The 11578-nt window shown below is 32.1% G+C and carries 11 protein-coding genes; 5 read left to right on the forward strand and 6 right to left on the reverse strand.

The genetic code is table 11. The features are described 5' to 3' along the window. Positions 1-29 precede the first annotated feature (29 nt). The 6 genes from KHA98_RS18315 to KHA98_RS18340 all read right to left on the reverse strand — a co-directional run bounded on the left by KHA98_RS18315 (position 30) and on the right by KHA98_RS18340 (position 7085). Complete coding sequence (locus KHA98_RS18315; RefSeq protein ID WP_213259338.1) at positions 30-1400, reverse strand: S41 family peptidase; 1371 nt, start codon at positions 1398-1400, stop codon at positions 30-32. Between the two features lie 54 nt (positions 1401-1454). Beyond that, positions 1455-2786: a DUF58 domain-containing protein gene (locus KHA98_RS18320; RefSeq protein WP_213259339.1), complete on the reverse strand. Its 1332-nt coding sequence runs from the start codon at positions 2784-2786 to the stop codon at positions 1455-1457. A 184-nt stretch (positions 2787-2970) separates the two neighbouring features. Beyond that, positions 2971-3984 (reverse strand): AAA family ATPase, encoded by a 1014-nt coding sequence (locus KHA98_RS18325; RefSeq protein ID WP_213259340.1) that lies wholly within the window; start codon positions 3982-3984, stop codon positions 2971-2973. A 136-nt stretch (positions 3985-4120) separates the two neighbouring features. Beyond that, a complete protein-coding gene (locus KHA98_RS18330; RefSeq protein ID WP_213259341.1) occupies positions 4121-5326 on the reverse strand; it encodes a DUF4350 domain-containing protein in 1206 nt (401 codons plus the stop codon). Then, positions 5319-6092, reverse strand: a complete 774-nt coding sequence (locus tag KHA98_RS18335) for a DUF4129 domain-containing protein (RefSeq protein ID WP_213259342.1) — start codon at positions 6090-6092, stop codon at positions 5319-5321. The genes KHA98_RS18330 and KHA98_RS18335 overlap by 8 nt, the downstream gene beginning before the upstream one ends. 27 nt (positions 6093-6119) lie before the next feature. Further along, positions 6120-7085: a stage II sporulation protein M gene (locus tag KHA98_RS18340; RefSeq protein ID WP_213259343.1), complete on the reverse strand. Its 966-nt coding sequence runs from the start codon at positions 7083-7085 to the stop codon at positions 6120-6122. 20 nt (positions 7086-7105) lie between these two features. Here KHA98_RS18340 and KHA98_RS18345 point away from each other — a divergent pair, with 20 nt between their 5' ends. The 5 genes from KHA98_RS18345 (at position 7106) to KHA98_RS18365 (ending at position 11576) form a co-directional block, all read left to right on the forward strand. After that, on the forward strand, positions 7106-7849 hold the full coding sequence (locus KHA98_RS18345; protein ID WP_213259344.1) for an RDD family protein: 744 nt from the start codon (positions 7106-7108) through the stop codon (positions 7847-7849). Between the two features lie 115 nt (positions 7850-7964). Next, complete coding sequence (locus tag KHA98_RS18350; RefSeq protein ID WP_213259345.1) at positions 7965-8828, forward strand: hypothetical protein; 864 nt, start codon at positions 7965-7967, stop codon at positions 8826-8828. Positions 8829-8894: 66 nt separating this feature from the next. Continuing rightward, positions 8895-9503, forward strand: coding sequence for a trimeric intracellular cation channel family protein (locus KHA98_RS18355; RefSeq protein WP_213259346.1), 609 nt, complete (start codon positions 8895-8897; stop codon positions 9501-9503). Between the two features lies 1 nt (position 9504). Next, on the forward strand, positions 9505-10455 hold the full coding sequence (locus tag KHA98_RS18360; protein ID WP_213259347.1) for a GNAT family N-acetyltransferase: 951 nt from the start codon (positions 9505-9507) through the stop codon (positions 10453-10455). Then, positions 10452-11576 (forward strand): DegT/DnrJ/EryC1/StrS family aminotransferase, encoded by a 1125-nt coding sequence (locus tag KHA98_RS18365; protein ID WP_213259348.1) that lies wholly within the window; start codon positions 10452-10454, stop codon positions 11574-11576. Before KHA98_RS18360 ends, KHA98_RS18365 begins: the two co-directional genes overlap by 4 nt. Positions 11577-11578: the final 2 nt, after the last annotated feature.

The following is an 11578-nucleotide window of genomic DNA, read 5'->3' on the forward strand; positions in this document are numbered from 1 at the left end:
ATTAGAATTAACTGACTAACAAAATTAGGTTACTTCATTTTTGTTTTCAAATATTTTACAGCTTCTTCAAGCGTGGCATCTCGTTTGTTTAAGTAATCTTTTAAATTTGGAATAATTTCAATATCTGGTTTTATTCCAAAACCAACAAATTCTCTACCATCAGGATAAGTATCTTTTTTGGTACAAACCTTTGCAGAACCTCCACCGGGTAATTCAAATACATATGGTTCTCCAGTACTACCATTTGACTTTTCGCCCATTTTTATCATATGCTTTTGATTGTCAGTAAATATTAAAAAATCTTCTGCAGCCGAAGCGGTATTGTGCCCTATTAAAAGTACAGTAGGAACAACTACTCTTTGGGCTTTTAAATGGATAGTGTCGGGACTATATTCAAAATCATGATAATATTGGTCGTGATAAGACAAATAGGCTTTCTTTTTCCAGGCATTGTTTATGGTATCTTTAACATTAGCATATTTTCCCCAGGCTTTAAATGCAGGAATGTGCAATCTGCTTTTTGTTTTTGAACCATAAAGGATGGTGTCGTTTGTAAGATATTTTAATATTTCTCTTCCTATTTTTGTGCTGCCACCAGTATTAAAACGTAAGTCCACTATTAATGACTTAGCTTTATACAATTCAGGAAGTTTTGTGACAAATAAGCTGTCAATCTTTTTATTACTAAATCCGTTTAAAGAGACATAAGCTGTTTCTTTGTTTATCCATTTAAAATCTAAAAGCTGTCTATCAGGTTCATAAGGAGGGAAAACTTCTTCCTCTTCTGTTTTTTTATGGGTTAAAGTTAACTCGATTATTTTCTTATTTGGTTTCTTTATTTTAATGATGAAAGTCTCTCCATCTAAACCTCTAAGTAAATTTGTAATACTCCAATCTTGTAAAACATAATCAGTTGAGGAAGAGATGTACGGTGCCACATTTTCAGCGATATATTGAGGAGTTGGTTTTCCATTAACTTCTATAATTTCACTCCCTGTTGGAATTTCTTCCTTTTTACTTAAATTCGTTCTGACTATAATTGCCTTTCCCTCAATATTCTTAATCATAAACCTGTAATCTCCAAACATAGTATTCATTTGCTCAATGTTGTTAGGAAAAGAAATATTTGTATGTCCATCTTTTAGCAACGCGCAAAATTTTTGAAGTTCACGATAATATTCGTAATCATTAGCTGTATTTTGAACAGATGAAATAAGCTCTTTATATTTGTTATCCCACATTGTACGGTCGACTTTGTCCAGATAAACAAAGTTGTAATTTACTTCCTCCCAGAATTTTGAAAGACCATAGACTTTATCACTTGGAGATAATTTGTTTGGAACTTGCGCAAAAGTGTTCATTGCGAAAAAAAAAGATAACATTAAAAATACTTGTTTCATTTATATGGTTTGTTTTTGGTGTTTAGATAGTTAAGGTGGTTTTTTAAAAGTGATTTACAAGATTCCTCTCGCTTTAATTTCTAAATACTTATTTATAGCATCCAAAGTCAGATTCTCGGGTTGAGTAAGAACAGAGTGTATTCCGTATTTTTTAAGTTCGTTTACAATAAGGCGTTTCTCGAAGATGAATTTCTCCGCAATTACTTTATCGTAAACTTCCTGAATGGTGTTTGTTTTTTTGTTGATGATACTGTTTAACTCGGTATTCTGAAAGAAAACAACAACCAGTAAATGGCTTTTTGCAATTCCTTTTAAATAAGGTAATTGTCTGTTTAGTCCATCCATGGTTTCGAAGTTGGTGTACAGAATAATTAAACTTCTTTGGTTGATGTTTTTCTTGATATCGACATACAATCGGCTATAATCACTTTCAAAAAAGTCAGTTTTGATATTATACAGAGTTTCGAGGATTTTTTGCATCTGCGAACCTCTTTTTTCTGCAAAAACTCTGTTTTCTACTTTTTTAGAAAAAGAAAAAAGTCCTGCCTTATCTTGTTTTTTCAGAATCACATTCGATAAAACAAGAGTTGAGTTTATAGCATAATCCAGCAAACTTAATCCATTAAAAGGCATTTGCATCACGCGCCCTTTATCAATTGCCATATAAACCGATTGGGATTTTTCGTCCTGAAACTGGTTCACCATCAAAGCATTTTTTTTGGCAGTGGCTTTCCAGTTTAAAGTGCGCAAATCATCACCCTGAACATATTCTTTAATTTGCTCAAATTCCATTGTATGACCAATTCGGCGAATTTTCTTTATTCCGTATTGGAATAAATTATTCGAAAAAGCCAGTAAATCGTATTTTCTTAACTGAATATAGGAAGGATAGGTGGGAACCATTTTGTTTTTATCAAAAGAAAATCTTCTTGAAATCAATCTAAGAGGAGAAGAAACATAAATATTTAAAGCACCAAAATTATATTCGCCACGTTCTGTAGGACGAAGATCATAACCAATTTCTTTTTGAGAAGATGCTTTTAATGTTTTTATAATTTTAAAATCGCGAACCTGAAACTGAAACGGAATTTCATCAATAATCTTAATAGAAACCGGAAAAGTATACTGATTTTTCAGATTAATGGTAATAGGATTTAAATCTCCATTTGATAATTTTTCAGGGGTAATTCTTTCCGCTTCAAATCCGTTTTTTGTGATATATAAAAGTAAAATATCAAGCCCTAAAAAGGTAATAAGCGCTAAAACTCCAAACCAAACAGCATTGTAGATATTAGGAAAAATAAAAGCACAAACAAATAAGGCTATAATGCCCAAAAGCAAATAGAAAAAGAAGTTATTGAGATATAGACTTTTTATGAATTTCATTTTTTGTTTATTGGGTTTCGGATTTTAGGTTTCAAGTTTCAGGTTTGAGGTTTCAAGTTTTGCTACTCTTTGTCAGGCTGATCGAAGTCGAAGTCCTACTTTGCGCCCTTCGACTACGCTCAGGGAGACATAAGAATTTAGCAAGATCATTTATCTTCTCACATTCACAATTAACCATTAACAATTACCTAGGTATTTCTACAGTTTCAATAATTTGTCTGATAATTTCGGCACTCGAAATTCCTTCCATTTCTCTTTCCGGAGCTACAATAACACGATGTTGTAAAACTGGGATCGTAGCTTCTTTAATATCTTCGGGAGTAACAAAATCACGTCCACGGATGGCAGCAAAACCTTTGGCAGCGTTCAAAATTGCGATTGAAGCACGCGGTGATGCACCAAGATATAAAAAGGCATTTTCTCTCGTGTTTACAACAATTCTTGCGATATATTCAAGTAAATTTTGTTCTACTCTAATTTGTCTTACTAAAGCCTGATATTCTTTTATTTCTGCGGATGAAAGTAGCGTTTTAATAGCTTCCAGTTTGCCGTGATTCTGTAATAGATGCTCTCTTTGAATAATCAGTATTTCTTCGTCTAATTTTGGATAATCGATCGTGATTTTGAATAAAAAACGGTCTAATTGAGCTTCTGGCAAACGATACGTTCCTTCCTGTTCAATTGGATTTTGAGTTGCAAGTACTAAAAATGGAGTATCAAGCTGATAAGTTGTGCCGTCAATTGTAATCTGGCGCTCTTCCATAACCTCAAATAATGCGGCCTGAGTTTTGGCAGGCGCACGGTTAATCTCATCAATTAAAATCAGGTTAGAGAAAATAGGCCCTTTTTTGAATTCAAATTCAGAACTTTTTAAGTTGAAAATTGAAGTTCCCAAAACATCAGAAGGCATTAAATCTGGTGTAAACTGAATTCGGCTAAAGCCAATATTTAGTGTTTTTGAAAGCAATTTTGCCGTAATCGTTTTGGCAACTCCGGGAACACCTTCAAGTAAAACATGTCCGTTGGATAAAATGGCCACCAAAAGCTGATCGATCATTTTATGCTGCCCTACAATCACAGTTTCCAATTCTTTTTTAATGCTATTGATGTGATCTAATAAAGGTGTTAGATTTATTCTGGTTTCAAAATTCACATTTTCATTTGTGATTTCTGTTTCTGAGGTATTAAAATCGTCCATATTTTGGTTTGTTTTCTTTTATTGATATGTGTTTTTTTGCCACAGATTGAAAGGATTAAAAATGATTTTAGTCTGTTGTTTTAAATTAAACTTTTATTAATCTGTGCTAATCATTTTAATCTGTGGTAAAATATTTCTAATGTAAAATTTTTTCTATTGCATTATTAATTCGGATTAAATCTTCTTCCAGACTTCCGTGGTAACTTTTTCTGTGTTCATTAATTAGGAATACAAGTTCCTGAATATCGGTGATGTTTTTACCTGTTTTATAATGCAGTTTTTTGATGAAATCATCATCCAGTTTTGTTGTATCCATTAAATATTCATTTCTCATTTTCTCTAAGAAATAAATAATTTTTTTATCGATAATATTGGTGTGATCGCCTTCCTGATAATATAAATTACCAATGGTTTTGGTAAAATCAACGGTTAAATTAGGCAACGGTTTAATAATCGGAACTATTCGCTGTTTTCGTTTAACATTAAAAATAATAAAAATCAGAATGCCAATAATCCCAAAATAATACGCCCATTTTAATCCCGGCTGACTAAAAATATAACGTAAAGGTGAATTGGAAATTGATTCTCCATTTTGGCCTTTTATATACCAGAAAATATCTCCTTTTGGAATATAAGACAATACATTTTCGGCATATTGATAATGATTTCCTTTTAATAAATGATAATTGGTAAAAGCTGCCGGCTGTGTGTGCAAATAAAAGTAACCGTTTTTGTAGGGAACTTTTATAAAATTAATATGTTTTTCGTTTTTAACAGAAGTCTGATAACCTAAAACAGTGGTTTTTAAAGTGTCGATTTTAGTAAAATAATCTTCCAGCGATTGTTTAAAAAAGTATTTTTTTGAACTCATTTTTTTGTTCGCCATCCAGATCGAAGTGCTGTTTAAATTTTTAAAATTTGTTTGCACTTCTAGTTTTAAACTGTCCATTAAAATTTGAGGAAAATTTCTCATGCTCAAAAAAACATTATTACCATGCGAAACAAAGTAAAAAAGTTCTTTTACAGACTCATCATCAATATCTTGCTGTTCTGCTATATTGATGAAAGTGCCTTTTATTCTGTATGCAGAAACCAGAGAATCTTCATCATATTGTGAATCTAAATATTCATATGGAGTTACAGTCGCTATTTTTTCAATCTTAGAACCTTTCATAAGCGTATTGATCTCTTTATCAAAGATAAACAGACCATAAGGAATCTTATCCTGAACAGAAAAAGTAGGGCTCCAGTCGATAGGTTTTGGCTTGTCCCGGTCTGCAATTAGAATTAAGGCTAAAACAAAAACCAGAATAGCCACATAAATTTTGATAGATTTATTCATTGCTAAAGGTTTTTATGGCTTTTTTAAATCGGTTTTCGGTTTTTATAAAAGTACGTTCATCAATTTCAAATTCACCATACCAAATATAATTATAGAGATAAGATAAATAGGTGAACTCTTCTTTATGAACAGGGTTTTGAAGTTCGTATAAATAATCTGAATTGGTTTTTTCGATATCCCATTCGATGTATCGATTTTGTGCCATGACTTTTAGCAACCATAAATAATAGTATCGAATAGCGGCTCTTTTTTGTCCGGACTGAATGCTTTCTTTTATTAATTTTTCGAAATCTAAAAGATGGATGTTTTTTTCTGCATCGGAATAAATAATGCTTCTTTTTTGAGCATCTTTCCCAAATATCCAACGACCTTCTTTATTGATTAATGCTTTTACAATAAGATAAATAACAACAATAATTACCAAAACGGCGATTATCTTTAATAGCAATGCGACAAAATTAAGTGATGCCTGCGGATTTTTAAACGTAAACATTTTTCTAAACAAGCTGGCAAGCCATTCTTTGAAGTCATCCCAAAGTGTTTTTTCCAGAGGTTTTGTTTCGTAAACAAAATCAGCATCAGTGTATTTCTTTTTGAAATCTTTAGCAAAAGTTTTCGCTTCAACAGTAGTAGTGTCAATTTGAATGTCTTTTTCAGTATACTTTACTGTAGCAATTTTTGGAGGTTCTTCGGTCGCCAAAGAATCCTGCGCATGAAAAGTTGTGCAGAAAAGAAGAAAAAGTAAAAGGAAGAAAATTCTGTTCATTAGGTGTTCCGATTAATTCAGTTAGGCTTATAATTGTTGTGTTTTTTTGTGTACAATAAACGGGTATACCAAATAATAAAATGAAATTATTCCTAATGTAAATAAAATGATAAAGCTACTTAACCAATTGGGCATATCGATAGAATAACGCGTAATAAAACCTTCCAGAAATCCGGCACTGATGGTAAACGGAAATGTACTAAGGAAAATTTTGAAACTGTTTTTAAAACCAATTTTAAAGGAATTTAGTCTCGAAAATGTTTTTGGAAATAACATAGAGGCCCCCAAAATAAATCCGGCTGTTGTTTCAATTACAATGGCAAATATTTCCATAGAACCGTGAATCCAGATTCCTCTGACACTTTTCCAGAAAACACCTTGTTCATAAAAGAAATACTGAAATGAACCCAGCATGATACAATTATTCAGGAAAATAAAAAAAGTTCCAATTCCGGCAAAAATTCCGAAGAAATAACATTTTGCTCCCACATAAAGGTTGTTCATCGTGATGCCAATAAAACTTCCCCAATTGCTTCCTGAGCCATATACGGCCATTGGGTCTCCTTTTTTAATGTTTTCTAAGGTCATATTGACATAATCATTGCCAAGGATTAAACGAACAAAGCTAGGATCGTATTTTGCTGAAACTACTCCAATAGCGACAGTTACCGCAAACAAAATAAAAGAATACATTAAATAACGTCTGTATTCATATACAAGCAACGGAACATCGGTTAAGAAAAATTCCAGTACGGTGTTTTTTTCTGTTCTTTTGGTTTTGTAAATTTTCTGATAGATTTGCGATGCAAGATGGTTTAAGTAAATTACTGTTTTACTTTTTGGATAATACGTTTGCGCATACGACAAATCATTCATCATTTGAATGTATAAATTAGCTAACTCGTCAGGATTTTTTTTAGCTTTGCCAAAAATAGCTAGCTCAAATTCCAGCCATTTTTCTTTGTTCTGTTTTATGAAGGCGACTTCTCTCATTGTAGGCTAAAATATAAAATATGTCAGAATTATCTATTAATACAACACAAAATGTTAAAATAAATTTCATCGCTGCCTCTGTTGGTGAACGATTGGGTGCTTATTTTATTGATTTACTGATTAAAGGGTCTTATATTTTCGTGATTTCGATGGTGGTTTTTTACTGGCTTCATCTGGATAAATTGATGGATGGTTTAGATTCCTGGTCAAGAGGTTCTATTCTGCTAATCATTTATTTTCCTGCTATAATTTATTCCATCACTTTAGAAAGTATTTTTGAAGGTCAGTCGTTTGGAAAAAAACTGGTCAAAATAAAAGTGGTAAAAATTGATGGCTATCAGGCCGGATTTGGCGATTATTTAATTCGCTGGTTTTTTAGAATAATTGATTTTTCGGCTTTGTATGGTTTGGTGGCGCTTATTACTGTTGTTACAAGTAAAAAAGGACAACGACTTGGTGATATTGCAGCAGGAACCGCAGTGATTACCTTAAAAAATAATATTAATATAAGTCATACTATTCTGGAAGAGATAGGAAATGCTTATGTTCCGACATATCCTTTGGTGATTAAATTATCTGATAATGATATGCGAATTATTAAAGAAACATTCAAAAAAGCAGATGCTAAAAACGATCACGAAATCATCTACAAATTAGTTGCTAAAATTGAGAGTGTTACAGGAATTAAAAATCAATCTGGAAATAATAGTGATTTTATCAGAGTGATTTTGAAAGACTATAATTACTATACGCAGAATATGTAAAGAAAATTTACTGTTTTTCTGGTTTATTTTGTGAGAAAATAAATTGGTTTTGTATCTTAGTGGCAATCACAATACCACAAATTTTTAAAAACAAAATATTGAAAATTAAGACCTTATGAAAATTAAAAATGTATTTGCCATTGTAATTATGTTACTCGCTTCGGCTACAATTTTTGCTCAGGCAAAAAAAATAGATAAAATTATAAAAAGAGACTATCAAATCATTGATTGTACCATTGCTAAAATATCAGATAAAGAGGTTGAATATTCTTTACCGGGAGAAACTTTGTTAATTGCGCTTGATGTTTCTCAAATTGCACGTATCGATTTTGCAAGCGGACGTTCACAGACATTTGATGTTTCGAATTCCGGTAATGTATCGCAAAATAATACCTCTCAAAGTAGTGCTGATCAAACGATAGCCGCTGCAACATTCAAACCCAATACCATAGCCGTATTACCAGTTCCTTATATGAATTCTGATAATCAGCAAAGTTCTGAGGATATGGCTAAGTTTGCCCAAAATGATCTTTACAATAAATTATTAGACAAATCAGCGAATATTTTCCCTCTGACCGTTCAGGATTTAAGAACAACCAATAGTTTGTTACATAAGGCAGGAATTGATCATAATACGATAGATGAAACACCTATCGAAGATTTGCAAAGAATATTGGGAGTAGATAACATTGTAGCAGCAAAAGTATCTTATACTATGAATTCTGGTACAACTGCAACAACTTACAACAGTGGTAACGCAAAAGTAAGTAATAATAATAAAAAAGTAACAACCAATGATATTTCGACTACAACAGCAAATACAACAGTTTATTACTACTACACAGTTTACTTTGACATGTATAAAAATGGCACAAAAATTTACTCACAAAGCCGTAAACCATTTTTAGCAGTAAAAGACAGTTGGATGGAGTCAATTTCCTATCTGTTAAAAAGAAGCCCCATTTACGTAAAAAAATAATTAGTATAAAAGAGGTAATCAATTCAAGTTTTTTACCTCTTTTTTTTGCCCTTTTAATGAAATAAAATGTTTGATTTACTTGATATAATAGGAACAATGGCATTTGCCATGTCAGGAGCGTTAACAGCAATGCATAAAAAATTAGATCCTTTCGGGGTCTTTATAATTGCGTTTGTAACTGCTGTAGGGGGCGGAACGCTGCGTGATGTTCTTATTGGCCGGACTCCCGTAGTCTGGATGCAGGATTTAAAATACGTTTACGTAATTATTTTAGGTTTTTTCCTGACGATTCTATTTAGAAAAAGGCTGGACAAACTTAGAACTTCCTTGTTTTTGTTTGATACCATTGGACTTGGTGTTTTTACATTAATTGGACTTGAAAAAGGAATTGTTACAGGTTTACATCCTGTAATATGCATAGCATTAGGAACCATGACGGCTTGTTTTGGAGGCGTGCTTCGTGATATTTTATGTAATGAAATTCCTACTATTTTTAGAAGAGAAATCTACGCGACCATTTGCATCTTTGGCGGAATTGTATTTTTTGGTTTAAAAAAGCTAAATTTAGATAATGATATTCTTTATCTTTTAACGTCTGTTGTTATAATTTCAGTACGTTTATTAGCCGTAAAATTCAAATGGTATCTACCGGCTTTTGATCATAAAAATAACTAAAGTGAATAAATATAGCGTAAAAAAATATCAAGCGTCAGATTACGAATTATGGAACAATTTTGTCCATCAGGCTAAGAATGCGACGTTTTTATTTCATCGTGATTTTATGGAGTATCATAACGATCGCTTTGAAGACTATTCTCTTTTGGTTTTTGAAGAAGAAAAATTACGGGCAATTCTTCCCGCCAATAAAAATGGAAATTCCGTATACTCACACCAGGGACTTACCTATGGAGGTCTGGTTTATTTACCAAAATTAAAAGCAGAGAAAGTAGAAGCTATTTTAGATGAAATTCTGTTTTTTCTGAAAGAAAACGTAATAGAAAACTTTTATTACAAACCCATTCCGGGATTTTATTTTCCAGCAGGAAATAAAGAAATGGACTTTTTTTTATTTAAAAGAGAAGCCAAATCCGACAGAAAAGAAATGAATCTGGCAATCAACTTAAAATTACCTTTGAAGATTTCAAAAAGTAAAATGAAACATTTCAGGAGAATTGAAAATCTTGATTTGGATATCATTGAAGAAGAATATTTTGAACCTTTTTGGGAATCGATTTTACAGCCAAGGTTGTTGGAAAAATTCAACACAAAACCAGTTCACACTAAAGAAGAAATCACACTTTTAAAACAAAAGTTTCCGGATAAAATCAGACAATATTCCGTTTATCAGAACGATCAGATTATTGCCGGAATTACCATTTTTGAAACTCAAAATGTGGTAAAATCGCAATATGGAGCCACTTCTGAAAAAGGCGAAGAAGTAAGAGCTCTAGATTTTTTATTTATTAATCTGATCCATAAATATAAAAGAAAAGGAAAGCATTTTTTTGATATGGGAATTGTGAATGAAGAAAATAAAAGCGGATATCACACCGGACTTTTGCAGCAAAAAGAAGAATTGGGCTGCTCTGTTTACAATCAGGATTTCTACAAAATTGTTTTAAAATGATACCCTTTCTGGATCTGAAAAAAATAAACGAACCGTATGAAACTGCTTTTCAGGAAAAACTGAAAGAAGTTTTAGAAAACGGCTGGTATATTTTAGGAAAAGAATTGCAAACTTTTGAAAAGGCTTTCGCCGAATATTGTCAGACCAAATATTGTATTGGAGTTGGAAACGGATTGGATGCTTTAGTTTTAATTTTTAAAGGCTATATCGAACTCGGAAAATTAAAAAAAGGCGATGAGGTAATCGTTCCGGCAAATACTTATATAGCAAGTGTTTTAGCCATTTTACAAGCCGATTTAGTTCCGGTTCTGGTAGAACCAAAGTTGGAAACCTACAATATAAATCCCGATTTGATTCAGGAAAAAATCACTTTAAATACAAAAGCTATTTTAGCTGTTCATCTCTATGGGCAATTAGCAGAAATGGATAAAATAAATGAAATTGCAGAAAAGCATCATTTAATTGTTGTGGAAGATTGTGCGCAATCGCATGGAGCTTATGCAAATGTAAAATCTCAAATTCCAAATTCCAAAATCCAAAAGGAGGGAAATCTAAAATCTGCAATGGCTTACAGCTTTTATCCCGGAAAAAATCTAGGTTGTCTGGGCGATGGCGGAGCGATTACAACAAACGATTCAGAGTTGGCAAAAGTGCTTTATTCTCTTCGAAATTATGGATCAGAAAAGAAATATTATAATGACTATATTGGTGTAAATTCTAGATTGGATGAATTACAGGCCGCTTTTTTAAATTTAAAATTGCCAAATTTAAATACAGATAATGAAAAGCGCAGAACAATTGCAAAACGATATTTAGCCGGAATTAAAAACGATAAAATAATACTTCCGTTTTGGGATTTATCTTCTAATCATGTTTTTCATTTATTTGTTATCAGAACCAGAAACCGTGGTGATCTGCAAGACTATTTAACTCAGAATAATATTCAGACCGTTATTCATTATCCAATTCCGCCACATCAGCAAAAGGCATTTTCAGAATGGAATAACTTATCATTTCCTATAACGGAGAAAATTCATAATGAAGTGCTAAGCTTGCCAATGAGTCCCGTTTTAACAGAAACTGAAGTAGATTTTATTATCGAAATTTTAAATAAATATTAAAA

Origin of the sequence: Flavobacterium branchiicola (assembly GCF_018383905.1) — a bacterium.
In the GTDB taxonomy this organism is placed as follows: domain Bacteria; phylum Bacteroidota; class Bacteroidia; order Flavobacteriales; family Flavobacteriaceae; genus Flavobacterium; species Flavobacterium branchiicola.